At 51.7% G+C, this 21,863-nt stretch carries 26 protein-coding genes; 16 read left to right on the forward strand and 10 right to left on the reverse strand.

Going from position 1 to position 21,863, the window contains the following annotated elements:
* Position 1: 1 nt before the first annotated feature.
* The 8 genes from gspG to AGRI_RS11925 are packed head-to-tail and all read left to right on the forward strand — an operon-like array spanning position 2 to position 5,395.
* Positions 2-445 carry a type II secretion system major pseudopilin GspG gene (gene gspG / locus AGRI_RS11890; protein ID WP_008985182.1) on the forward strand — a complete coding sequence of 148 codons (444 nt, stop codon included), beginning with the start codon at positions 2-4 and terminating at the stop codon, positions 443-445.
* Complete coding sequence (gspH, locus tag AGRI_RS11895; protein ID WP_008985183.1) at positions 445-1,011, forward strand: type II secretion system minor pseudopilin GspH; 567 nt, start codon at positions 445-447, stop codon at positions 1,009-1,011. Before gspG ends, gspH begins: the two co-directional genes overlap by 1 nt.
* On the forward strand, positions 1,011-1,391 hold the full coding sequence (gene gspI, locus AGRI_RS11900) for a type II secretion system minor pseudopilin GspI (RefSeq protein ID WP_008985184.1): 381 nt from the start codon (positions 1,011-1,013) through the stop codon (positions 1,389-1,391). Before gspH ends, gspI begins: the two co-directional genes overlap by 1 nt.
* Positions 1,378-1,995, forward strand: coding sequence for a type II secretion system minor pseudopilin GspJ (gene gspJ / locus AGRI_RS11905; protein WP_008985185.1), 618 nt, complete (start codon positions 1,378-1,380; stop codon positions 1,993-1,995). Before gspI ends, gspJ begins: the two co-directional genes overlap by 14 nt.
* Entirely contained in the window at positions 1,992-2,990 is a 999-nt protein-coding gene (gene gspK, locus AGRI_RS11910; RefSeq protein ID WP_008985186.1) for a type II secretion system minor pseudopilin GspK, read from the forward strand. The genes gspJ and gspK overlap by 4 nt, the downstream gene beginning before the upstream one ends.
* Positions 2,987-4,177 carry a type II secretion system protein GspL gene (gene gspL / locus AGRI_RS11915; RefSeq protein ID WP_008985187.1) on the forward strand — a complete coding sequence of 397 codons (1,191 nt, stop codon included), beginning with the start codon at positions 2,987-2,989 and terminating at the stop codon, positions 4,175-4,177. The genes gspK and gspL overlap by 4 nt, the downstream gene beginning before the upstream one ends.
* Complete coding sequence (gene gspM, locus AGRI_RS11920) at positions 4,174-4,644, forward strand: type II secretion system protein GspM (RefSeq protein WP_008985188.1); 471 nt, start codon at positions 4,174-4,176, stop codon at positions 4,642-4,644. The genes gspL and gspM overlap by 4 nt, the downstream gene beginning before the upstream one ends.
* Before the next feature lies 1 nt (position 4,645).
* Positions 4,646-5,395, forward strand: a complete 750-nt coding sequence (locus AGRI_RS11925; RefSeq protein ID WP_008985189.1) for a type II secretion system protein N — start codon at positions 4,646-4,648, stop codon at positions 5,393-5,395.
* Here the strand turns inward: AGRI_RS11925 and yrfG are convergent.
* Positions 5,384-6,076: a GMP/IMP nucleotidase gene (gene yrfG / locus AGRI_RS11930; RefSeq protein WP_008985190.1), complete on the reverse strand. Its 693-nt coding sequence runs from the start codon at positions 6,074-6,076 to the stop codon at positions 5,384-5,386. The two genes, AGRI_RS11925 and yrfG, sit on opposite strands and share 12 nt — an antisense overlap.
* A 72-nt stretch (positions 6,077-6,148) precedes the next feature.
* On the opposite strand from yrfG, the gene nudE reads away from it, so the two are divergent.
* The 3 genes from nudE (at position 6,149) to pckA (ending at position 9,346) form a co-directional block, all read left to right on the forward strand.
* On the forward strand, positions 6,149-6,760 hold the full coding sequence (nudE, locus tag AGRI_RS11935; protein WP_008950758.1) for an ADP compounds hydrolase NudE: 612 nt from the start codon (positions 6,149-6,151) through the stop codon (positions 6,758-6,760).
* Positions 6,714-7,538 carry a 3'(2'),5'-bisphosphate nucleotidase CysQ gene (cysQ, locus tag AGRI_RS11940; RefSeq protein WP_008985191.1) on the forward strand — a complete coding sequence of 275 codons (825 nt, stop codon included), beginning with the start codon at positions 6,714-6,716 and terminating at the stop codon, positions 7,536-7,538. Before nudE ends, cysQ begins: the two co-directional genes overlap by 47 nt.
* A gap of 209 nt (positions 7,539-7,747) precedes the next feature.
* A complete protein-coding gene (gene pckA / locus AGRI_RS11945) occupies positions 7,748-9,346 on the forward strand; it encodes a phosphoenolpyruvate carboxykinase (ATP) (RefSeq protein WP_008985192.1) in 1,599 nt (532 codons plus the stop codon).
* Between the two features lie 73 nt (positions 9,347-9,419).
* On the opposite strand, the gene AGRI_RS11950 is transcribed toward pckA, so the two are convergent.
* Positions 9,420-10,208, reverse strand: a complete 789-nt coding sequence (locus tag AGRI_RS11950) for a UDP-2,3-diacylglucosamine diphosphatase (protein ID WP_008985193.1) — start codon at positions 10,206-10,208, stop codon at positions 9,420-9,422.
* Between the two features lie 90 nt (positions 10,209-10,298).
* The gene (locus AGRI_RS11955) at positions 10,299-11,309 is read right to left on the reverse strand and encodes a hydrolase (protein ID WP_008985194.1); all 1,011 of its coding nucleotides are present in this window, start codon (positions 11,307-11,309) and stop codon (positions 10,299-10,301) included.
* A gap of 54 nt (positions 11,310-11,363) precedes the next feature.
* On the opposite strand from AGRI_RS11955, the gene AGRI_RS11960 reads away from it, so the two are divergent.
* The 3 genes from AGRI_RS11960 (at position 11,364) to AGRI_RS11970 (ending at position 14,831) form a co-directional block, all read left to right on the forward strand.
* On the forward strand, positions 11,364-11,855 hold the full coding sequence (locus tag AGRI_RS11960; protein WP_008985195.1) for a hypothetical protein: 492 nt from the start codon (positions 11,364-11,366) through the stop codon (positions 11,853-11,855).
* Positions 11,855-13,423 carry a GMC family oxidoreductase gene (locus tag AGRI_RS11965; protein ID WP_008985196.1) on the forward strand — a complete coding sequence of 523 codons (1,569 nt, stop codon included), beginning with the start codon at positions 11,855-11,857 and terminating at the stop codon, positions 13,421-13,423. Before AGRI_RS11960 ends, AGRI_RS11965 begins: the two co-directional genes overlap by 1 nt.
* Before the next feature lie 97 nt (positions 13,424-13,520).
* Positions 13,521-14,831, forward strand: a complete 1,311-nt coding sequence (locus tag AGRI_RS11970; protein WP_237713086.1) for a diguanylate cyclase domain-containing protein — start codon at positions 13,521-13,523, stop codon at positions 14,829-14,831.
* Here AGRI_RS11970 and AGRI_RS11975 read toward each other — a convergent pair.
* The 4 genes from AGRI_RS11975 to AGRI_RS11990 form a co-directional block, all read right to left on the reverse strand.
* Positions 14,828-15,616, reverse strand: coding sequence for a CLCA_X family protein (locus AGRI_RS11975; RefSeq protein ID WP_008985198.1), 789 nt, complete (start codon positions 15,614-15,616; stop codon positions 14,828-14,830). The genes AGRI_RS11970 and AGRI_RS11975 overlap by 4 nt on opposite strands.
* 91 nt (positions 15,617-15,707) lie before the next feature.
* Complete coding sequence (locus AGRI_RS11980) at positions 15,708-16,268, reverse strand: CBS domain-containing protein (protein ID WP_008985199.1); 561 nt, start codon at positions 16,266-16,268, stop codon at positions 15,708-15,710.
* A 76-nt stretch (positions 16,269-16,344) separates the two neighbouring features.
* Positions 16,345-16,656 carry a hypothetical protein gene (locus tag AGRI_RS11985; RefSeq protein WP_008985200.1) on the reverse strand — a complete coding sequence of 104 codons (312 nt, stop codon included), beginning with the start codon at positions 16,654-16,656 and terminating at the stop codon, positions 16,345-16,347.
* A gap of 114 nt (positions 16,657-16,770) precedes the next feature.
* Positions 16,771-18,396 (reverse strand): NAD(P)/FAD-dependent oxidoreductase, encoded by a 1,626-nt coding sequence (locus AGRI_RS11990; protein WP_008985201.1) that lies wholly within the window; start codon positions 18,394-18,396, stop codon positions 16,771-16,773.
* Between the two features lie 137 nt (positions 18,397-18,533).
* Between AGRI_RS11990 and fdxA the strand changes: the two genes are divergently transcribed.
* Complete coding sequence (gene fdxA / locus AGRI_RS11995) at positions 18,534-18,857, forward strand: ferredoxin FdxA (RefSeq protein ID WP_008985202.1); 324 nt, start codon at positions 18,534-18,536, stop codon at positions 18,855-18,857.
* Positions 18,858-18,890: 33 nt separating this feature from the next.
* Here the strand turns inward: fdxA and AGRI_RS16540 are convergent, their stop codons facing one another.
* The 3 genes from AGRI_RS16540 to AGRI_RS12005 all read right to left on the reverse strand — a co-directional run bounded on the left by AGRI_RS16540 (position 18,891) and on the right by AGRI_RS12005 (position 21,547).
* Complete coding sequence (locus AGRI_RS16540; RefSeq protein WP_141686150.1) at positions 18,891-19,031, reverse strand: DUF3149 domain-containing protein; 141 nt, start codon at positions 19,029-19,031, stop codon at positions 18,891-18,893.
* Positions 19,032-19,109: 78 nt separating this feature from the next.
* The gene (locus tag AGRI_RS12000; RefSeq protein WP_008985203.1) at positions 19,110-19,622 is read right to left on the reverse strand and encodes a TIGR02444 family protein; all 513 of its coding nucleotides are present in this window, start codon (positions 19,620-19,622) and stop codon (positions 19,110-19,112) included.
* A 14-nt stretch (positions 19,623-19,636) separates the two neighbouring features.
* Positions 19,637-21,547 (reverse strand): ATP-binding cassette domain-containing protein, encoded by a 1,911-nt coding sequence (locus tag AGRI_RS12005; protein ID WP_008985204.1) that lies wholly within the window; start codon positions 21,545-21,547, stop codon positions 19,637-19,639.
* 96 nt (positions 21,548-21,643) lie between these two features.
* Between AGRI_RS12005 and AGRI_RS12010 the strand changes: the two genes are divergently transcribed.
* Positions 21,644-21,850 carry a YheV family putative zinc ribbon protein gene (locus AGRI_RS12010; protein WP_008985205.1) on the forward strand — a complete coding sequence of 69 codons (207 nt, stop codon included), beginning with the start codon at positions 21,644-21,646 and terminating at the stop codon, positions 21,848-21,850.
* Positions 21,851-21,863: the final 13 nt, after the last annotated feature.

The following is a 21,863-nucleotide window of genomic DNA, read 5'->3' on the forward strand; positions in this document are numbered from 1 at the left end:
AATGTTAAGGCAGAAACAACAGGGTTTTACCTTACTGGAAGTGATGGTCGTTATTGTAATCCTGGGTATTATTGCCAGTATGGTGGTACCTAACTTGATGGGTAATCAGGAGCAGGCTGCCCGGCAGAAAGTGGTGGTGGATATTCAGCAGCTGGAAAGTGCCCTTGATATGTACCGCTTACGCAATAGCTTCTACCCAACTACTGAGCAGGGCCTGGAAGCTTTGGTGACAGCACCCAGCTCTCAGCCGGTACCACGGGTATTCCCGGAAGGCGGTTTTATCCGTCGCTTACCAAAGGACCCTTGGGGTGAAGAATATATTCTGGTCAGCCCAGGGCAGATGGGCCGTATTGATGTGTTCAGCAAAGGTCCTGACCGGGTCGCTGGTACTGATGATGACATCGGCAACTGGAACCTGGACGCGGAAGGCTCAGGTGCGAATTAATGCAGAGAGCTCGGGGCTTTACGCTACTGGAGGTGATGTTAGTGCTGCTACTGGTTGGGATCCTAGCCAGTGCAGTCGTCATTAATTTTAGCGGTAATAGCCCCGAGCAACGTCTGGAAAAAGAGGTATTGCGTTTTTCGCAAGTGTTTCAGTTTATTGCCGACTCCGCACAATTAAGGCAGCAGGAATGGGGGCTGGTGGTTGCCGCCGGTCAATACGCTTTTGTCTACTATCAGGCCGATGGTTGGCAATGGGCACAGCAACCTGCCGCAGCCAAAGCCTATACCTTACCTGAGGGTATTACCCTGACAGTGGAACTGGAGGGGCTGCCAGGTGAGGAACAGAGTTTATTGAGCCAGCTCGAGTGGGAAGATGCAGCCGAAGACCTTGCAACATCACCCGAAGCCTCCTCACCGCCACCGCTACCACAGGTATTTATTTTGTCATCCGGCGAAGTCAGCCCCTTTCGTTTAACCTTCAGCACCGAGCAGTCACTGTCGCCAGTGCAGGTAACACTGGGTACCGACTTTAGCCTGCCATTGCAGCGTTATAGTGAGGCGGATTGATGCGCAAAATCTGCCGCGGCTTTACGTTACTTGAGGTGCTTATTGCATTGGCTATTTTTGCTACCGCCGGTGCCGCCATCTTGCAAGCCAGTGGCAGCCATTTACGCGCCATTGCCCAATTGGAAGAACTGACACTGGCGAGTATGGTGGCGAATAATCAACTACAGCTGGCGCAGATAAATCGCAGCTGGCCACCGCGTGAGCTGGAGCAGGGCGAAGTCCGCTTAGGTGAACGCGACTGGCAATGGCAACTGCGGGCTAATGTGGTACCGGATCAGGATTTGCGCGAATTAGTGGTGACAGTCAGAGCAGCAGAAGCTCCGGAGCAGATTGTCTATCAGCTGAAAACTTACGTCGGGCGGCCAGATGCAGCGAATTAACGGCTTTACCTTTCTGGAAATGTTGTTGGCGACGGCAATTTTTGCGATGGTTGGCTTAGCTTCAGTTGGCATTTTATCGAATGTGACTCAGAGCGATGAGGTATCACAACAGCGGTTAACAAACTTACGTCAGTTACAACAAACCATGTTGCTATTAGAGCGGGATTTGATGCAAATCAGCGCCAGACGGGTACGTATTGAAGGTGATCCACCAAAACAAGAGCGTTTATGGGGTGAGCCCTTTTTGCTCGATAGTGAAGACCATGGTCTGAGTTTTACCCGTCAGGGTTGGCGCAATCCAGGAATGTTATTACCGCGTAGCGAACTGCAAGCGGTTGCTTATCGTTTGCAGGATGGTCAATTACAACGGCTGTTTACGCTTTATGTGGATGCGGTGAATGACAGTACGCCGCAACAACAAATTTTGCTGACCGATGTCGAGTCCTTTGTGGTGTCTTACTGGTACAACGATAAATGGGAAGAGCGTTGGCATCATCAATATTTTCCGCAAGCGATCCGTATCCAACTGACCCAGCTGGGTAGCGGTGAATATGAGCGGGTTTTTATACTGCCTGATGCGTTATGGCGTGGAGTTGAGGGATGAACACAAGCCCGCCTCCGATCCGCACTCAAGCTGGTGCAGCCTTAATTACGGTGCTGATGATTGTAGCGATAGTCGTGGTATTAGCTGTCGAAATGAGTGGCCGCTTACAATTGCAACTACAACGGCAGCAAAATATTCAGCAACAGCAACAGGCATTTTGGTACGCCATGGGCGCCGAGGCTTTTGCCCGGGTGTTATTACAACGCTCGTTAGCGGGGCAGCAGGTGGTGCATTTGGGGCAGGATTGGGCGCAACAGGGTGCCAGTTTTATGGTAGAAGATGGCCAGATTGCGGGTGAAATTAATGACCTGAACAGCTGTTTTAATTTAAACGCCTTGCAAAAACAGCCCGACCGCAGCAAGGGTCAGCAACAAACGTTGGCACAGCAAAGTTTTCAGCGGTTATTGGAGCAAATAGGTAGCGAGCTCAGTATGCCGGCTGAGTACCTGACAGCCAGGCTCAGCGACTGGTTGGATGAAGATGGCATATTGAATTCAGCCGGTGGCGCTGAACAAGATGATTATGCCTCGCTGCAGTTTCCGTATTATACCGCTAACAGTTTAATGGTATCAGAGACTGAACTGCGTTTGATGCTGGATCTGACGCCGGCAGACTACCAGTTGTTACAACCTTATATCTGTGTGCTACCGGAAACAGACAGTTGGCTGTTGAATGTGAATACGCTGACGGAGCAGACAGCGGTATTGTTGCAAGCACTGATACCTGAGCTGACCGAAGCGCAAGCTCAGGAGCTGGTGTTGGAAAGGCCCGAAGAAGGTTATGCCGATGTAGAAAGCTTTCTGCAAAGCACAGCACTTTCCGGTATAACAGTAACAGATGAAGCCAAGGCAATACTCAGTGTCCGTTCCAACTATTTTCGGTTGCAGGCAACAACCGCTTATCTGGAAGCCGGGTTCCGGCAGACGACGCTGTTTAAACGAGAAGAAAATGATGCAATCAAGGTGTTGGCACGGCGTTTTGGAGGCCAGGGGTGAATGAACAATTAATAATCCGGCTTGGTAGTCAGCCACAACAAAGCATTAGTTGGTTGGTGTGGGCACCGTTGACGGCAGAAGTGATCGCCAGTGGCGAAGTGGCTGCAGTTGAACAATTACCTGCATTAGCCGAACGCTTGGGGCGTAGAGCGGTCATTGCCCTGGTGCCAGCCGCAGATGTGGTATTAAAAACTATCGCTTTGCCGGCCAAGCCAACTAAGCAACTGTTGCAGGCATTACCCTTTATGCTGGAGGAGGAGCAGGCCGAAGATATTGATCGGCTCTTTATCGCCGTCGGCCAGGTTGAACAGCGCGAAGGACAGTATTGGCAGCAAGTGGCGATTTGTCAGCGGCAACGATTGGAACAGTGGCTGGACTGGCTGCAGCAAGCAGGCTTTAATGTCAGCCGGCTGATTCCGGATGCCTTGTTGTTACCCGCAGAGTCACTACCTGCCTGCATTGAACTGCAACAGCAATGGTTATTGCGTTTAGATGCGTGGCAGGCAACGGCTGTTGATAGTAGTTGGTGGCCAGACTACCTCAGTTTAGCGGCTTTGCCAGAAATGACCAGTTACAGTCCGTGGCCAGAACAGCTCGCCCATCCGGTCAAACCCGGTTCACCTGAGTTACCGCTGGCATTATTGGCCCGGGGGTTAGCCACTACCAGTTTTAACCTGCTGCAAGGCACCTACACGCCGAAGAAACCGCAGAATAAAACCTGGCAGCAATGGCGCTCAACCGCACTGCTCAGCGGCGCTGTGCTGATATTGTATTTAGCACAATTGACCGCGGAAGTCTGGCAGCAACAGCGGGCTCTGGCTGAGACCCGTGCCAATTTACAAAATGAGTATTTGCAGCTCTACCCCGGCGAGCGGATTATTAATTTAAGCCGTCAGTTGCAGCAAAAGCTGCAGGCTGTCGGCGCCGGAGGTAGCGAGCAAAGCTTCTTTGTGCAGTTACAGGCATTACAACAACGATTACAAAGCATGCCAGATATTAAGCTGGATTCTTTGCGTTACGATGCGGCAAGGCAGGAGCTGCGTTTTTCGGCGAGTGCCGGTGGCTTTCAGAGCTTTGAACAGTTGAAAAATGCTCTGGAACAAGCTGGCTACGTGGTTGAACAGGGTGCCTTGAGTAATGACGGCAGTCGTGTGCAGGGTACAGTAGTCATGCGGGGTAAAGTATGAAACAACGGCTCTTGATTTGGTGGGGTCAGCTGGCGCAACGTGAGCAGCGGCTGTTGCTGATTTGTATTCCGGTGTTAGCGTTGGGGATGTTTTATTGGCTAATCTGGCAGCCACTTCATCAGGCGCGGCAACAAAATAGTCAGGCCTTACAGCTGGTACAGCAGCAATTAGCGGCACTGCAGCAAGCTAAGCCCATCTTATTACAAGCGGGCAATGAGTTGCAGCGAACCGGTGGTAGTCTGGCACAAATTGTCAGTAACAGCGCCAGGACCTTCAATATTCGCGTTAGCAGAATGCAGCCGCAAGGCGAACAGTTGCAACTGGTGTTAGAAGATATTGCTTACGAGCAATTACTGCCATGGTTGCACCAATTGCACTATCAGAATGGCGTACGGCTGGTGCAGGTCGATTTGGCGGCGACAGATAAAAGCGGTATGGTCAGAGTTCGCAGAATGGTGATTGAGTAGTATGAAGAAGTATTGGAAGTTCGCGCTGCTGGGTAGTCTGGCTTATCTGGTATTTCTGATTATCATGATGCCCGCAGCCTGGTGGTTCAGGTTGTTACCCTTGCCCGCCGCCATCCAGCATGGTCCGGTAACCGGTACCTTGTGGCAGGGACAGATCCAGCAAGTGCAGTATCAACAGTTGCAGTTAGCAGAGTTACGCTGGCAGTTGCAACCCTGGTCATTGTTGTTATTACGTGCCGAGTTGCAGTTGGATTCTGGCTCAATGCAACAACAGCACCTGCCTTATCTGCAAGCGCAGTTGCGTTTATCGCCGGTGGCAGTCGAGGTCCGTGACGCTCTGTTGCGGCTGCCTGTGCCGGCGGTGCTGCCATTACTGGAACTGCCGTTACCGGTACAGGCAGAAGGTAATTTGCTGTTTGATGTCAGTCGCTTGGTTATTCGGGAACAACAATGCCACGAGCTTACGGGCAGTGCGAGTTGGTTAGATGCGCGTTTACAGCCACCAACTGGTACCTGGCTGAACCTGGAGCATTTTCATGCCAGCCTGCGTTGTGAAAATAATCAGCCGCTGTTGACTACTGATCCGGCTAACATTTTAGCCTTGGCAATAGAAGCTACCGTCAATCAGCAAGGGCAGCTTACAGTAAGCGGCACGCTACAACCCTCTGCACAACTGCCAGATGAGGTGCATCAGGCGATGCGTTTTGTCGGTACACCTGATGCACAAGGGCGTTATCGGCTAAACTTCTGAAGCAGGGAGCTGATTGCGGCTTTGATAAATGTCTGACAGCAAAGTGCGGTAATCGGTAATCATGCTAAAACCATGGTAATGATTACCCGGTTTCTGGCTATCCGGGTTCGCCACGCCGAGTAGGTGTTTAATGCCAAACTCGCGGGCGGCTTCCAGAATGGGTAGGCTATCATCGACAAACAGCGTGCGTGCCGGATCGAAATTCAGTCGCTGCTGTAATTTATGCCACAACTGCTGGCTTTCTTTGGTGACGCCAAATTCGTGGGTTGAAATCAGCTGTTCAATATATTTCGCCAGATCCGTACGTTCCAGTTTTAACGACAAACTGTCCGGATGAGCATTAGTGACTAAAGCGACATGCCGGCCGGTAGCCTTTAAGGCTGTCAAAAATGCCGGTACATCGTCGCGCATCTGAATTTTATGGATTATTTCACGTTTCAGTTCGGTGATCGGTAACTGTAATCGTTTACCCCAATAATCCAGACAATACCATTCTAGTTTGCCTTGCAGATGGTCGTATTCAGCCATCAGCTCAGCACTGGCTTCCGCCGCGCTCTTGCCTGACAACTCGGCCCAGCGCTGTGGCAAATGTACTTGCCAGAAATAATTGTCAAAATGTAAATCCAGCAGGGTACCGTCCATATCCAATAGTACGGTATCGATTTCTGACCATTGCAGCATAGGCTTTTCCCGTTAATCGCTTTATAGTAGCTAACCAAGTAGAGTGATAAGCAGTTTAACAGAGAGCAGCCGATGACGCAGCGCACAGACGATAAACAAAAACCGGAAATTCTGTCGCAACAAATTGTGGCGCAAAGCCGGCTGTTTAAAGTGGAGCAGCTGGAGCTGCGATTTAGCAACGGTGAAGAGCGTATTTACGAGCGTATGCGCGGTAGCAACCGCGGCGCGGTAATGATTATCGCCTGTCCGGATCCGGAACACCTGTATCTGGTACGCGAATACTGTGCCGGCACCCACGATTATCAATTGGGTTTTCCGAAAGGGTTAATTGACCCGGGCGAGGATATTCTGACTGCGGCCAATCGCGAGTTAAAAGAGGAAATCGGCTTCGGTGCCAGGCGTTTTGTACAGCTGAAATCACTGGCTTTAGCGCCTGGCTATTTTAATGCTACAATGCATCTGGTGCTGGCCTTTGATCTTTATGCTGAGCAACAGGCTGGTGACGAACCTGAACCTTTGGAGCTGGTGCGCTGGGCGCGGCAAGAGTCAGCCGCTTTATTGCAACAGGCAGATTTTACCGAAGCGCGCAGCGTGGCAGCCTTGTTGCTGGCACAACACTATTTGGAAGCCAACCCGGATGTTTTTAAGCAAACTGCTGGAGCCAGTGAAGACCACCGCCCGTGAGGCCGGTGCGATTTTATGGGAGCTTTACCAAAGCGGTGACTTTAGCCAGCAACAAAAGCAGGATACCAGCCCGGTCACTACGGCTGATCTGGCCGCTAATAAGCATATTATTGACCGGCTCAGTGAGCTGACGCCGGACATTCCGATTATCTCCGAAGAAACTCACTTAGTTCCTTTAGCCCAGCGTTATGACTGGCCGCGTTATTGGTTGATCGATCCGATGGACGGTACCCAGGAGTTTGTTGCCCGTAGTGGCGATTTTGCCGTTAGTATTGCGTTGGTGGAACATGGCTGGCCAGCGCTGGGCGTGATTTACTGGCCTCAGGAACAGTTGTTGTATTACGCCATTCGCGGCAATGGCGCCTTTAAACAACAACGTAATCTGCTACAACGTATTCAGGTTCATCAGTATCAGCCTGAGCAACCCTTGCGTATCGCCGTAAGTCGGCGTCAGCCCCGGCTGCTTATCAGTGAGTTATTACAGCAACCCGAACATGCTGAATTTATTGCTTTAGGTAGCTGCTCGTTAAAAAGTTGTCTGGTGGCGGAAGGCAAAGCAGATTGTTATCTGCGCTTAGGACCCACTGGTGAATGGGATACCGGCGCGGTGCAGGTCATTGTTGAAGAAGCCGGCGGTAAAATCCTCGATAGTCAGTTTGCACCCCTTAGTTATAACCAAAGGGAAACCCTCGGTAATCCTGATTTTATGGTAATAGGAGCTGCAGTACAGCCCTGGCCGGAGTTAATTAAAGCCCGGCAAACTGCGCGCGAATTGTAATAAAATTACCAACTTTAGTAATTAAGTAACTGGCCACAAGCCGCGCAATCAGTGGCGCTTAGCCAAATCCCAGTATCTTTTATCGTGAAAAAACGCTATGATGCGCGGGTGTTTTTTGAACAGAGAACCGCCCTTTGTTCAAAGAGCAACATTAAATTAAGTCCGTCAGAGACTGCACCCTTACCTACAGTACCCTTAGGAGTTAACAAATGTCCGATCTGGATTTGGGCCAATACGGCATCACAGATGTCACGGAAATCGTATATAACCCATCTTACGAGCTGCTGTTCGCTGAAGAAACCCGCAGTGACCTACAAGGCTATGAAAAAGGTAAGCTGACCGAACTTGGCGCGGTATCAGTTGATACTGGTATCTTTACCGGTCGTTCTCCGAAAGACAAATACATTGTGCGTGATGACACCACCCGGGATACCGTTTGGTGGTCTGATCAAGGCAAAAACGACAACAAAGCTATCACCCCGGAAGTTTGGGCTGATCTGAAAACACTGGTAACCCGCCAGTTATCTGGCAAAAGACTCTTTGTCGTCGACACCTTTTGTGGTGCTAATGCCGACACCCGCTTAGCGGTACGTTTTATTACTGAAGTCGCCTGGCAGGCGCATTTCGTAAAAAATATGTTTATCCGGCCTACCAATGAAGAGCTGAAAAGCTATAAGCCAGACTTTATCGTGATGAACGGTGCCAAATGCACTAACCCGGATTGGCAGAAACATGGCCTGAATTCAGAAAACTTCGTTGCCTTTAACCTGACCGAGCGCATTCAACTGATCGGTGGTACCTGGTACGGCGGCGAAATGAAGAAGGGTATGTTCTCAATGATGAACTACTTCCTGCCACTGCAAGGCATCGCTTCGATGCATTGTTCTGCTAACGTCGGTAAAGACGGCGACGTGGCGGTATTCTTCGGTCTGTCGGGTACCGGTAAAACTACCCTGTCGACCGATCCAAAGCGGCAGTTAATTGGTGATGACGAGCACGGCTGGGATGATGATGGCGTGTTCAACTTCGAAGGTGGTTGTTACGCCAAGACCATTAACCTGTCGAAAGAAAACGAGCCGGATATCTATAACGCGATCCGTCGTGACGCCCTGCTGGAAAACGTTACCGTGCTGGCAGATGGTAAAATTGATTTTAACGATGGCTCGAAAACGGAAAATACCCGGGTGTCGTACCCGATTTACCATATCGACAATATCGTCACCCCAGTGTCGAAAGCCGGTCATGCCAAGAAAGTCATTTTCCTGACTGCTGATGCCTTTGGGGTATTACCGCCGGTATCGAAGTTAACCAAAGAGCAGGCTAAATACCACTTCCTGTCTGGTTTTACGGCCAAGCTGGCCGGTACTGAGCGTGGTATTACTGAACCTACGCCAACCTTCTCCAGCTGTTTTGGCGCCGCCTTCTTAAGCCTGCACCCAACCAAGTATGCGGAAGTGTTAGGTAAGCGGATGGAAGCCGCTGGTGCTGAAGCTTATCTGGTCAATACCGGTTGGAATGGCACAGGTAAACGTGTATCCATTAAAGCCACCCGTGCCATTATTGACGCCATCCTGGACGGTAGCATCGAGAACGCCGAATTTGTGCAGCTGCCGTATTTTAACCTGGCAATCCCAACTCATCTGCATGATGTCGATGACGGTATCCTGGATCCGCGTGCAACATACGCCAACGCAGCAGACTGGGAAGTCAAAGCCAAAGATCTGGCCAAACGTTTTATCGATAACTTTGTTAAGTTTACCGATAATGACGAGGGTAAAGCTCTGGTTGCGGCCGGGCCTCAGCTGTAAGTTAAAAGCGAGCCCTGCATAGCAAAACGCCCCGCTGAGTCGGGGCGTTTTTTATAGGTGTTTATTGCCATATTCAGGCGACTTTTTTACTGAGTAACGGCTGCAGCGGCAGCGCGGCAAGACATTCGGCTTGCTCGGCCCAATGATACAGCGCCAGGCTGCCATCGCTGTGCTCCAGCAGGGCAGTGCAGCTATCAATCCAGTCACCGTCATTACAGTAAATAATGCCATCTTCCAGGGTCAGCTCCGGGTGATGGATATGACCACAGACCACGCCATCGTAGCCGCCCCGTTTGGCCTTTTTTATCGCAGCCTGGCGGTAACGGCCGATGGCTTTTAAGGCTCCCGGTACCCGGCTTTTAATATAGGCCGCCAGACTAAAATAACGACCACCGGTTACACGGCGTACTCTGTTGTACCAGCGGTTCAGAAACAGCAACAAATCATAGAGGTTATCACCGAGCCAGCTTTGCAGCGGACCAAAGCTGACCTCTTTATCGAATTCGTCACCGTGGAGCAGTAATAGTTTTTTACCCAGCGCCGTGGTATGTTCGCCTCTGAGTTGCACTTTAATATTGCCAAACAACTTGCCACGATATAGGCGCATCGCCTCATCATGGTTACCGGGAATATATACGACCTTAGTACCTTGCTCGGCTTTTTGCAGCAGCAGTTGTACCACCTGATTCTGCGCCTGTGGCCAGTGTACCTGACGCTGCATGGCCCAAAGATCAACAATATCCCCCAGCAGATAAATGGTGTTGGCTTCAGTTTGCTGCAAAAAATGCAGCAGATACTCGGCCTGACAATCTTTACAGCCCAGATGAATATCAGACAGGAAGATGGTATTGCAATTTAACATTGGCTATCCCCGGCAGCTGAATGCACTGATAGCATCGGCCGGGTAGATGTCCGGGGTATGACAGCCAGATGAAGCTTATTTGACTAACGGTTACGCCCATTGCTGCAGATAGTCACAGATCTGTTGATTCAGCCAAAACTCAGTACGAAACGGATGCTTGCCGCCGACAAAGCCGACATGGCCACCGTGGCGGCTGAGCCGGTATTCCACCTGCGGGCTCAGCTCAGCCGGGGAGGGGATCACGGCATCGCTTAAAAAGGGATCGTCACTGGCATGAATAATCAGCGTTGGGATGGTGATCGCTGTTAACCAGGCTTTGCCGCTGGCGCGTTGGTAATAGTCAGCGGCATCGCGAAAGCCATGGATCGGCGCAGTATAATGCTGGTCGAATTCGGCAATACTGTTAAATTGCCGCACCTGAGCTGGCGTCAGCTGGAGCGGAAAATCCGGGAACTGTGCCAGCTTGGCCAGGGTTTGCCGTTTTAAGCGCTCCAGCAAGTAGCGCTGGTAAATTTTACTCAGGCCCTGATTAATGCGTTTGGCACAGGCAGCCAGATCCAGTGGCGGGCAGATGGCGACGGCGGCGCGTAGCGGATTAGCACTAGCTTGCTCACCACAGTATTTTACCAGCACATTACCACCCAGGGAAAAACCAACTGCGGTCAGAGGCATCGCCGGAAAACGCTGTTGTAGTTGGCTTAGCAAATAGCCAATATCGGCAGTATCACCGCTGTGATAGGCCCGTGGCAGCTTGTTCGGTTGGCCATGGCAACCACGAAAATGCATCACTACCGCTGGCAGCTTACGGCGCGTTACTTCGGCCAGCAGCCCCTGAATATAGTGGCTGTGCAGATCACCGGCCAGCCCATGCAGGATCACCAGCAGCGGTCTTTGCTCAGTGGCTGGCAGTTGTTCGGTCCAGTTGAGCTGCAGTTCATCACCATCGGGCAAGGCTAACATTTCCGGGTAGGTTGGCACCTGTTGCTTTGGACTTAAATACTTAGCAAAAATAGTTTGCAGATGAGCATTACGTAGCCACCACGGCGCGCTAAAGCTGGTGGCATGAAGATGATGACTGGCTGGTCCGAGCTGTGCTTGCAAAATAACCGCTCCTGAGAAAGAATGTGGCCTAAGGCTTCCAAAAAAAGAATAACGATGAATCGCCGCCAATTTATCCTGTCAGGCCTGGCGCTTGGCACCACCGCAACGCTGGGAGTTAACGGTTATCAGCTGCTAAACAGTGATGACACGGCTAATTCTGAGCTGGTCCTCGCCGCCTTGCTACCGGCCTTATTATACGGTGCTTTACCCACAGCGCCGGCAGAGTCTGACGCCGCCATTAGCCGGACTATCGCGGCGGTGCACGACAGCCTGGCATTTTTGCCGCTACGCCAGCAGCAAGAACTACAACTGCTATTTAATTTACTGGCACAGCGACTGGGCCGGCTGGCGCTAAGCGGCCACTGGTTGCCGCTGGCTGAGCTGAGTCTGCCACAACGGCTGACGTTATTTGCCCGCTGGCGTGATAGCTACCTTGGCGTATTGCAGCAAGCTTACCATGGTTTACGCGAATTGTTATTTGCTGCCTACTACAGTCAGCCTGAGCACTGGGCCACCCTCAATTATACTGCACCGAGGTTCCGTTAATGGCTAAGCAGTCACCGCAACATCTGGACGCCAGTCAATTTACCGCCGATCAGCAATTTAGCGCCGATGTAGTCATCATTGGTAGCGGCGCCGGTGGCGGTATTGCCGCGGAGTTACTGGCTAAGGCCGGTTTGCAGGTATTGTTACTGGAAGAGGGCGCCTACTATGATCGCGATGATTTTGTCATGGAAGAGCGCTGGGCCTATCCGCAGCTGTATCAGGAAGCAGCGGGGCGTAAAACCCGCGATCAGGCGATTGGTATTCTGCAGGGCCGCACTGTAGGTGGCTCAACCACCGTGAATTGGACAACCTCAATCCGCACCCCTCAGCCAACACTCAGCTACTGGCAAACGGAGTTTGGCCTCGACTTTAGCGGTGACAATAGGTTAAGTCCTTATTTTGCTTTGGCTGAGCAGCGGTTAAATATCCACCGCTGGCCGGTGCCGCCCAATGCAAACAATGCCAAATTACAGCAAGGTTGCGAGCGTCTGGGATGGGAATATACGGTGATCGACCGTAATGTCAACGGCTGCGCCAACCTTGGCTATTGCGGCATGGGCTGCCCGATCAATGCCAAGCAATCGATGTTAGTCAGTACCATTCCCAGTGCGTTGACGCAGGGCGCCCGGCTGATCTCGCGGCTTTCGGTGCGGCAGCTACACTGGCAGGGCAATCAGGTGCAAAGTCTTACTGCGGTGCCGGTCGATCGCTTTTTCCATCCGCGCGCTGAAATACAGGTCCGTATTCAGGCCAAACACTTTATTGTCGCCGCCGGCGCCATCGGCTCGCCGGCGTTACTGTTACGCTCCAAAGTACCGGATCCTTCAGGCCGTCTGGGTAAACATACCTATTTGCATCCGACAGTGATCTCCGGCGCGGTCTTTAATGAGGACATTAACGGCCATGCCGGTGCGCCGCAAAGTATCTATTCCGATCAATTTGTCTGGCCCAGCGACGGGCAGGCGGGTTACAAGCTGGAAGTGCCCCCGCTGCACCCGGTACTGATGGCAACCAAGCTGACTGGCCAGGCTCAGGCCCATGCTGCCTTGATGCAGCAGTTCAATCAGTTACAAGTTACTATCGCTTTACTGCGCGATGGCTTTCATCCACAAAGTCAGGGCGGCAGTGTTAGCCTGGATGCGCAGCAGCAACCGCTGCTGGATTATCCGATCAGTGACTATTTATGGCAGGGTATGCGTCGTGCGCTGTTATCGATGGCTGAGCTACAATTTGCTGCTGGTGCCAAAGCGGTATTGCCCATTCATCATCAGGCGCAGCAATACCAAAGCTGGGCCGAGGCAAAAAGCGCGATCGCCCAGCTAGCAATGCGTCCGTTATTACAAACGGTGGTGTCGGCTCATGTGATGGGGGGCTGTAATATGGCGGCTAATGAGCGGCTGGGCGTAGTGAATGCCGATGGTCAGCATTATCAACTGCAAAACCTGTCGATTTTTGATGGCTCGGTATTGCCAACCAGCCTGGGGGCTAACCCGCAGCTGACGATCTACGCTTTAGTGTGGCGCAATACTGAACGGCTGATTAGTCGTTTACGACACGGCTCCCGTTAACAATTTTTCTTTGGCTTAGGTAGTTAAAGCTGGATTCTACTAGTAAAAATGGACTATTGTTAAGTTCTGACACTTCTTAAATTGTAAAAATACAGTCATGCCAGCTTCGTTATGCCACGCTTTAGGCGAATACATAGATGTGTTACTGGATGCAGTTTGTGCTGTGGATCGCGATGGGCATTTTCAGTTTTTAAGCTCAGGTGCAGAGCGGATCTTTGGTTACCCGGCCAGTGAGATGCTTGGCCGGAGTATGCTGGACTTTATCCATCCGGATGACATTCCTAAGACGCTGGCCGCGGCGCAGGCCATCAATACCGGGCAAATCAAGACCGATTTCGAAAACCGCTACCTACGCAAAGATGGCCAGATTGTACATTTGCTATGGTCAGCACGCTGGTCGGCAGATAAGCAGCAGCGGGTCGCCGTGGCGCGTGATATTACCAGGTTAAAATTGGCGGAGAGCCGCCAGCATGCGCTCTATGCTATTTCCGAGGCGGCTTTTGCTGCCGAGAATTTGCAGGATCTATACCGGCAGCTGTTGCAAATTGTACAGCAGTTAATGCCGATCCAGGCCTGTGTCATTGCCCGCCGCACGGTTGCCGGCAGTATCAATTTAGCTTATCAGTATCTACCTGAGGGGGATACGCAGAGTGCTGCGGAAGCAACCGAGCTTTGTAATCAGCTGTTGCAGGACAGGGGACCAGCCTCATTGCCGCTGATCCGTAAACGTGCAGACCATAATTTATGGTTGGGGGTGCGGCTGATCTCGCACACCAACGTGCTAGGCGCTATGGTGATCTTAGTTTCAGCACAAACTGCCGTATCACATCATGCGGATGCCGATTTACTGGATTTCGTGGCACAGCATATGGCGGTAGCGATTGAGCGGAAAGAGTTGCTGGCGCGGCTGCAACATTCCGCATTGTATGATGAGCTAACCGGCTTACCCAAGCGGGAGCTGTTTTACGATCGTTGCCGGCAAGCCATGGCACAGGCACAGCGGCATCAGTGTCAGTTGGCCATTTGTTATCTCGATCTGGACGGTTTTAAACCGGTGAATGATCAGTTCGGTCATAGCGTTGGTGATGATTTATTACAACAGGTTGCGCAACGCTTAATCCAGAATGTACGTCAGGCCGACACTGTCGCGCGCTTTGGTGGCGATGAGTTTGTGATTTTGTTGAGTGAAGTTGACTCGGCAGAGCAGGCCGCCGTAGCGGCGGAAAAGATCCGTCAGAGTTTTAGCACCTCCTTTCAATTACCGTCGCACAGCCTGACGATCACGGCAAGTATCGGTGTGGTATGTGCTGCAGCGGCGACACTAAACACAGAGCCGTTACTTGCAATGGCCGATCAGGCGATGTATCGCGCCAAGCAGCTCGGTGGTAACCGCTGTATTCAGGGCTAAACGGTTTGTAGTTGTTGCCCTAATAGACGGAAATAACCCAGCCATAATTGTCCGAGCTCAGCGGTTAATTGCGGTTCAGGGTAAACCCCTGCGCGGGCAGCAGCAGTTTGCTGGGTGCCCGCTACCAGAAAACTATTTTTCAGTGACTGGCTCTGTAATACTTTCTCGAATGCTCTGGCCGTCATCTCTTCCGGCAAGCTGAAATAAAGTCGCGCTGCGGCTTGGTCCAGACTTCGGCAATGCTGAAAAAAGTCGCTGACATCACAACCATCATCACTAACAAAGAGTTTTGTAAAAGCCTGGTCTAACAAAGCATTGAGGGGATGCGCTTTTATTGGCTGCTGTGTTAGCCAGGTGCGGCTGGCAAATTGACCGGTGCTAACCTCGCCCTGAAACATTTTCTGCGCAATATAATGATCAAAAGCATGCATCCACTCGTGAGCCAGGCTGCCGCCGCCGGCATTTTTGGCCAGCGCCAGGATCCGCCCTTTGGGTTGATAAAATGCGCAAACTCCGGGTTGGCCACCAATACCAAAAGTTAACGCCAGATTACCGCGCAGTGAAATCACCTCGGCCGGGACTTGCAGCAATTGTTGCAAATCGGCAAAGGCATCAAAGAATAAATTAGCCGCTTGTTGTTGTTCTGCTGCGGTCACCCAGCGACCAATATGAATGCTGTTAAAGCCAAAAATCGTTACCAAATCGGCAAAGCTGACGTCGGCACCACTGCGATGCGGTGGACCATTTCGATAGTATTGGCGTGGGGGGCGGGAAGTGTGCTGCATGCCGCTATAATAGCGAGAGCTTTCAGCTTAGGGCAACAAAAAAGCGGGCCACCATGCTCGGAGTAACACAGCAGCCCGCAGACCTGAAAGGTTAAGCGGTTAAACTATCGAAGATCCGCAAAAAAGTCGGTTGCTGGCGGATAGCTAACGGCATATGTAAGCGCCGTGCCAGCTCCTGCGCATGGATCACGCCACGGATCTGATGGTTATCGCGGTCCACCACCAGACAAAAGGCCTCGCCATTCGATTGCAGGGTATTGACCACGTCGGCGATGGTGCAGTTTTGTAGTTGCTGATAAGCCAGCGCCTTGATGCGCTCACGTGGCCGCATCAGATCCCGTACCTTGATTTCATCACGGCTATTACCCTGAATAACCTGCCGCAATAATGCCTGTTCAGACAGTTGCTCGATATGGATTAGACCGAGCATCCGCTCGTCGGCATCGACTACCAGTTTTAACTGACAGTGTTCCAGCTGCATCATTTGCAGCGCCTGCGTGGCCGAGGTATTGCCCTCGATCATCGTTGGCTGGTTATGTTTGAAGTCACTTAACACGCTTAGCGCCGGTGAATTCAGCGAGGTTTCGGTAAAATCGGTTGGTTGGATTAATTGATCAACAGCATCTAAATTAAATAATGATAAAGTTTTCATAATAGCTTCTCACACTAATAGGCACGCAGAGGCCGCGCCGGAATTAACAAATAAAACGAGCTGATGTTAAGTGCGATTAAACTACGGGTGGTGCGCGGGCGCTATCCGGGCTGCTACGATGTGATAACCAGGGAGTTTGATACAGCGAGTTAAGAGTAGGTAGCAGACTTTGGCCAGGCACTTTTACAGTTGCGTTCAGGCTGTCGGGTTCATCTGGCTCCTGCTCATTACTGCTCTTGCTTTGACCCAGATGACTACTTTCAGCATGTAATGCCTGATAAGGACTATCAGCTAACGGCGATAATCTGCTGTCATGGGTAATACCTGCGTCTGTTGTCACCAACAGGCTCAGATAAAACACCGCGATAAACAGATTAAACCAACGCATAGTCTATACGACGACCCTTTTACTACTACTAAAGTGATAATGGCCAGTTTTGCAGCAATTAACAAGAGGGCGAATAAAAAATATTTACCGCCCTAATTCTTACTTAAATCCGAATCAGGCTGATGCGGTACTTTGCTGCAGTAAATCCAGTGCCAGCGCTTCGGCTACCTTTATGCCGTCAATGCCGGCAGATAAAATACCGCCAGCATAACCGGCGCCTTCACCGGCGGGGTAGAGGCCGCGCACGTTCAGGCTCTGGAAATCTTTGCCGCGTTTAATACAAATCGGTGATGAGGTGCGGGTTTCCACGCCGGTCAGTAAGCCATCCGCTTTGGCAAAACCTTTAATCTGCTTATCAAAAGCCGGGATGGCTTCGCGGATGGCGGCGATAGCAAAGTCGGGCAATACCGCAGACAGATCGGTAAGCCGGATCCCCGGCGTGTAAGAGGGCTTAACCTCACCTAACTCGGCAGAGGATTTACCCGCAAGAAAATCGCCAATCAGCTGTGCCGGTGCATGGTAGTCGGCCCCGCCTAACTCAAAGGCTGCACGTTCCAGTTTACGTTGTAAATCGATACCAGCCAGCGGGTGGCCCGGATAGTCACGTTCCGGATCAATGCCCACCACTATTGCGCTATTGGCATTACGCTCGTGGCGGGAATACTGACTCATTCCATTGGTGACCACGCCGCCCTCTTCGGACGCAGCAGCAACTACAGTACCGCCCGGGCACATACAGAAACTGTAGACAGTACGGCCATTCTGACAATGATGCACCAGCTTATAATCGGCAGCACCGAGAATAGGGTGGCCGGCATTTGGCCCCCAGCGGCATTCATCAATCAGGGATTGTTCATGCTCAATCCGAAAGCCAACCGAAAAGGGTTTGGCTTCAATATAGACGCCGGCATCGTACAGCATCTGAAAAGTATCGCGGGCACTGTGGCCAACGGCCAGCACCAGATGCCGGCAGGGCAGGTAGTCGCCGTTATGCAGCGTCACCCCTTCCAGTTGCTGGTTATTGATATGCAGCTGATCGACCCGGGTACTAAAGCGAATTTCACCACCCAGCTCGGTGATTTTGGCGCGCATCTTTTCAATCATCGACACCAATTTAAAAGTACCGATATGCGGCTTACTGACATAGAGTATTTCGTCCGGTGCCCCGGCGGCAACGAACTCGGTCAGCACCTTGCGGCCATAGTGTTTCGGATCCTTAACCTGGCTATACAGCTTGCCATCGGAAAAGGTACCGGCGCCGCCTTCGCCATACTGCACATTGGATTCGGTATTCAAAGCCTGGCCACGCCAAAAACCAAAGGTATCTTTGGTTCTCTCGCGCACGGCTTTACCGCGCTCTAACACTATAGGTTTTAAGCCCATTTCGGCAAGGATCAGTGCGGCAAACAAACCACAGGGACCAAAGCCGACCACGACTGGTCTCTCAGCTGCGGCGGCAGGAATTGGCGCGACATATTTATAACGGGTATCCGGCGCAACCGACACATGCGGATCTTTCTGAAAACGTTTTAGCAGTGCCGCTTCGCCGGCAACGTCCAGATCCAGGGTATAAATCAGTTGAATATCAGATTTTTTACGGGCGTCAATGCCACGTTTAAACACGCTGAAATGGTTTAAATCACTGTCGCTGATGCCCAGTTTGGCCAGAATGGCTGCGCGCAATTCAGCCTGTTCATCCTGATGCTGCAGCGGTAATTTAATTTCGGTTAAACGTAACATAACACTCGAGTCTCAGATTGCGGGCCGGTTTGCCGGTAAAGCCAGTATTTTACGCGATCTGACGCCGGCTGTCCGCTTTCCTGTTGTGTTTCACGTTTGCTTCAGTATGATCGCGCAAAATAGCGGAGGAAGTTGCCATGGCCTTTGTAGTAGGTGAGAACTGTATCAAATGTAAATATACCGATTGTGTGGCGGTATGCCCGGTTGATGCGTTCTTTGAAGGGCCAAATTTTCTGGCTATTGACCCGGTGATTTGTATTGATTGTGGTTTATGCGAGCCGGAATGTCCGGCCACGGCGATTTTTCAGGAAGATAAACTGCCGCCAGGTCAGGAAGGCTTTGTCGCGTTAAATGCCGAGCTGGTTAAGCTGTGGCCGAACATCCGTGAAGTCAAACCGGCACCCGCCGATGCGGATGCCTGGAATGGTGTGGCCGATAAACTCCAGCATCTGGAGTATTAGGGCATCTGCCCGACCTGTTAAACCGTCTGGCTATTACTTGGTTTGCTCCTCAGCATTACCGACTTTGTACATAAAATATACGGCGTAGAAAATGCACAGGCCAATCACAATGGCCAGGCCGGTAAAAGAAATAAAGATCACCGGGTCGTTTAAAAACTCATGCCATAGGTTCATAGGATTTCCCTCCTGAAGTTGCTTGAGGGAAGTGTAGGCAAGGGCAGTAGGCGCTGATATGACCTGGATCAAAGTTACTCAGCTGGCCGCGGCAAAGCGGGCGGCAGCTTGACGCAGATCAAATAATGCCCGTTGCAACGCTTCGTTAGTTGCGGCTAACTGCTGGCAGTATAGGCTCAGGTTGTCCGGGTTGCTGGCCGGGGTGAAGCGCAGGTAGTGACACAGCAGTTGCTGCTCCAGCCGCTCTGCCACCAACTCGGTTTGTAAAAGTCCCTGTTTTAGTTCCGTTTGCTGGTTACTATCCAGCGGCAGTTTAGGCAGCTCTCGCCGGCACTGGCGTAATACCTGAGTAATATGCTGACTTAACGGCGCCAGTTGCTGTAAGCCCTGCGTCAGACTAGCAGCATCCAGCTGCCAGCCCAGCTGCTCGGTATAGCTGAGTAGCAGCAGCAGATTAACATTGGCCTGCCAATTGTCCTGTAACTGCAGGCAAAGCGGCTGCACCTGTGGGTAAAACGCCAGGCTGACTTGCCAGAAGGCGTCGGCATTAAGCTGCTGTATTGTCATTTGCTGCGCTGTCATCTGCTGCATAGATTGCTTTGTCCCTACTGATTTTGCTGCCAGAAAAGTTGGCTTTGTTGTTCCAGCGCCTCTTGCGCCTCAAACCAGCTTTCTTCTACTTGCGCCAGTTCGCTGCTGGCCTGGGTTTGTTCTGTCAGCAGTTTAGTTAGCTGGGCTTTGTTAGCGGCTTCGTAGATGGCCGGTTCCGCCAGTTGTTGCTCCAGGCTGGCCAGCTGAGTTTCCAGTTGTTGCTGCCGCAGCTCCAGCTTGTCAATTTTCTGTTTCAGTGGTCGCAGCAGATTGCGCAGCTCCGCCTCCAAGCGTTTTTGATCTTTGCGCACTGCAGCACTATTGCTACTGACGGTTTCCGGTGCCGCACTCTGCTGACTTTGCCGGGCATCTTGTTGCAGCCACTGGTAATAGTCCTGCAAGTCACCGTCGAAGGGTGCGACTTTGCCATTCGCCACTAAATAAAATTCGTCAGTGGTGCTGCTCAGCAAGTGGCGGTCGTGCGATACCACTACTATGGCACCGGCAAAATCCTGTAGCGCCATTACTATGGCTTCGCGCATTTCCAGATCCAAATGGTTAGTCGGTTCGTCCAGCAAAAGCAAATTCGGACGCTGATACACCAATAACGCCAGCACCAGGCGAGCCTTTTCGCCGCCGGAGAAAGGCGCACAGGGTTCCAGCGCTTTGTCGCCGTGAAAACCAAAACCACCAAGAAAATCACGTAGCTTCTGCTCAGGAACCTGCGGGTCCAGTCGTACCAGATGCTGCAGTGGCGAATCTTGCGGTCTGAGGGTTTCCAGTTGGTGCTGGGCAAAATAACCAAGACTAACGCCACTGGCATACCAGAGTTCACCAGCCAGTGGCGGTAGCTCACCACTGAGTAATTTGATTAGTGTGGATTTACCGGCGCCGTTACGCCCGAGTAAGCCGATACGACTACCTGGCAGCAACTGAAAGTTAATATTGCTTAGAATGGGCTTGCCGCTGTAGCCGGCCTGGACCTGTTCCAGTTTTAACAGTGGGTTGGGTAAGGCCCGTGGCTCGCGGAAACTGAAGTTAAACGGCGAATCAACGTGCGCCGGTGCCAGTAAGGTCATCCGCTCCAACGCCTTGATCCGGCTCTGTGCCTGCCGGGCTTTGGTGGCCTGGGCTTTAAAGCGGTCGATAAATTGTTGCAAGTGCGCCACCTGGCGCTGTTGCTTTTCAAAGTTTGCCTGATGTTGTGCCAGTTGTTCTGCGCGCTGGCGCTCGAACTGGCTGTAATTGCCTTTATACAGCGTCAGACACTGGCGTTCGATATGGACAGTATTGTCGGTTACTGCATCAAGAAAATCCCGATCATGGCTAATCAGCAGTAAGGTGCCCGGATAGTTACTGAGGTACTTTTCCAGCCAGAGTACCGCATCCAGATCCAGGTGGTTGGTTGGCTCATCGAGCAATAACAGCTCGGCTTTTTGCATCAGCGCCCGTGCCAGGTTCATCCGCATCCGCCAGCCACCGGAAAACGACTTCACGGTCTGTTGCTGCATCTCGCCACTAAATCCCAAACCCGCCAGCAGGGTACCGGCCTTGGCTTCGGCACGGTAGCCATCCAGCGCTTCAATTTGCTGATGTACCGCTGCCAGATCGCTGTCGCTGCATTGACTGCGGGCTTTTAGCAGCAATGGGTAAAGTTCAGGCTCGCCTTGTAACACATAATCCAGGGCGGAACAGTCCAGGGCCGGCGTTTCCTGGGCCACTGTTGCGATCACCCAGGCAGCAGGAATGCTGACATTACCGGCATCGGCATGTAATTTACCTTGCAGCAGCGCAAATAAGCTGGATTTACCACAACCGTTGGCGCCGACAATTCCCACCTTTTGCCCCGGAAATACGGTAAGATCGGCCCCTGTAAACAGCGCCTGGATACCGCGTCTTAATTCTACCTGCTGAAGCTGGATCATGTTTTACCTTGTACCAGTGAACTAAGTGGGCGATTTTACGCTATATCCGGCTGAAACTAAAATTTCGTCCGGCTTTTTGTGCCCGTTGGAGCCTGTATGACCATCCGTAAGAAAAAGCGTTTTATCGCTGGCGCGACCTGCCCTCAGTGTAAAGCCACCGATACCATGAGTTTGTTTATTGAAAACAATGTTGAGAAGGTGGAATGTGTGGCCTGTGGGCATCAGATGGCGCAGCCAGAGCAGCAAGTGGTGCAATCGACCCGCGAGAAGGAATTGGTGATTGGGGTCTTTAAACCAGAATAAGCCAGCATTGTTG

The organism is Alishewanella agri BL06 (assembly GCF_000272005.1).
Classification (GTDB): Bacteria; Pseudomonadota; Gammaproteobacteria; order Enterobacterales; family Alteromonadaceae; genus Alishewanella; species Alishewanella agri.

Bases quoted from the DNA above. Each gene is read 5' to 3' on its own strand.
- gspG (WP_008985182.1), top strand. From the start codon at position 2: ATGTTAAGGCAGAAACAACAGGGTTTTACCTTACTGGAAGTGATGGTC.
- gspH (WP_008985183.1), top strand. From the start codon at position 445: ATGCAGAGAGCTCGGGGCTTTACGCTACTGGAGGTGATGTTAGTGCTG.
- gspI (WP_008985184.1), top strand. From the start codon at position 1,011: ATGCGCAAAATCTGCCGCGGCTTTACGTTACTTGAGGTGCTTATTGCA.
- gspJ (WP_008985185.1), top strand. From the start codon at position 1,378: ATGCAGCGAATTAACGGCTTTACCTTTCTGGAAATGTTGTTGGCGACG.
- gspK (WP_008985186.1), top strand. From the start codon at position 1,992: ATGAACACAAGCCCGCCTCCGATCCGCACTCAAGCTGGTGCAGCCTTA.
- gspM (WP_008985188.1), top strand. From the start codon at position 4,174: ATGAAACAACGGCTCTTGATTTGGTGGGGTCAGCTGGCGCAACGTGAG.
- AGRI_RS11925 (WP_008985189.1), top strand. From the start codon at position 4,646: ATGAAGAAGTATTGGAAGTTCGCGCTGCTGGGTAGTCTGGCTTATCTG.
- yrfG (WP_008985190.1), bottom strand. From the start codon at position 6,076: ATGCTGCAATGGTCAGAAATCGATACCGTACTATTGGATATGGACGGT.
- nudE (WP_008950758.1), top strand. From the start codon at position 6,149: ATGACGCAGCGCACAGACGATAAACAAAAACCGGAAATTCTGTCGCAA.
- cysQ (WP_008985191.1), top strand. From the start codon at position 6,714: ATGTTTTTAAGCAAACTGCTGGAGCCAGTGAAGACCACCGCCCGTGAG.
- pckA (WP_008985192.1), top strand. From the start codon at position 7,748: ATGTCCGATCTGGATTTGGGCCAATACGGCATCACAGATGTCACGGAA.
- AGRI_RS11950 (WP_008985193.1), bottom strand. From the start codon at position 10,208: ATGTTAAATTGCAATACCATCTTCCTGTCTGATATTCATCTGGGCTGT.
- AGRI_RS11960 (WP_008985195.1), top strand. From the start codon at position 11,364: ATGAATCGCCGCCAATTTATCCTGTCAGGCCTGGCGCTTGGCACCACC.
- AGRI_RS11965 (WP_008985196.1), top strand. From the start codon at position 11,855: ATGGCTAAGCAGTCACCGCAACATCTGGACGCCAGTCAATTTACCGCC.
- AGRI_RS11970 (WP_237713086.1), top strand. From the start codon at position 13,521: ATGCCAGCTTCGTTATGCCACGCTTTAGGCGAATACATAGATGTGTTA.
- AGRI_RS11975 (WP_008985198.1), bottom strand. From the start codon at position 15,616: ATGCAGCACACTTCCCGCCCCCCACGCCAATACTATCGAAATGGTCCA.
- AGRI_RS11980 (WP_008985199.1), bottom strand. From the start codon at position 16,268: ATGAAAACTTTATCATTATTTAATTTAGATGCTGTTGATCAATTAATC.
- AGRI_RS11985 (WP_008985200.1), bottom strand. From the start codon at position 16,656: ATGCGTTGGTTTAATCTGTTTATCGCGGTGTTTTATCTGAGCCTGTTG.
- AGRI_RS11990 (WP_008985201.1), bottom strand. From the start codon at position 18,396: ATGTTACGTTTAACCGAAATTAAATTACCGCTGCAGCATCAGGATGAA.
- fdxA (WP_008985202.1), top strand. From the start codon at position 18,534: ATGGCCTTTGTAGTAGGTGAGAACTGTATCAAATGTAAATATACCGAT.
- AGRI_RS16540 (WP_141686150.1), bottom strand. From the start codon at position 19,031: ATGAACCTATGGCATGAGTTTTTAAACGACCCGGTGATCTTTATTTCT.
- AGRI_RS12000 (WP_008985203.1), bottom strand. From the start codon at position 19,622: ATGCAGCAGATGACAGCGCAGCAAATGACAATACAGCAGCTTAATGCC.
- AGRI_RS12005 (WP_008985204.1), bottom strand. From the start codon at position 21,547: ATGATCCAGCTTCAGCAGGTAGAATTAAGACGCGGTATCCAGGCGCTG.
- AGRI_RS12010 (WP_008985205.1), top strand. From the start codon at position 21,644: ATGACCATCCGTAAGAAAAAGCGTTTTATCGCTGGCGCGACCTGCCCT.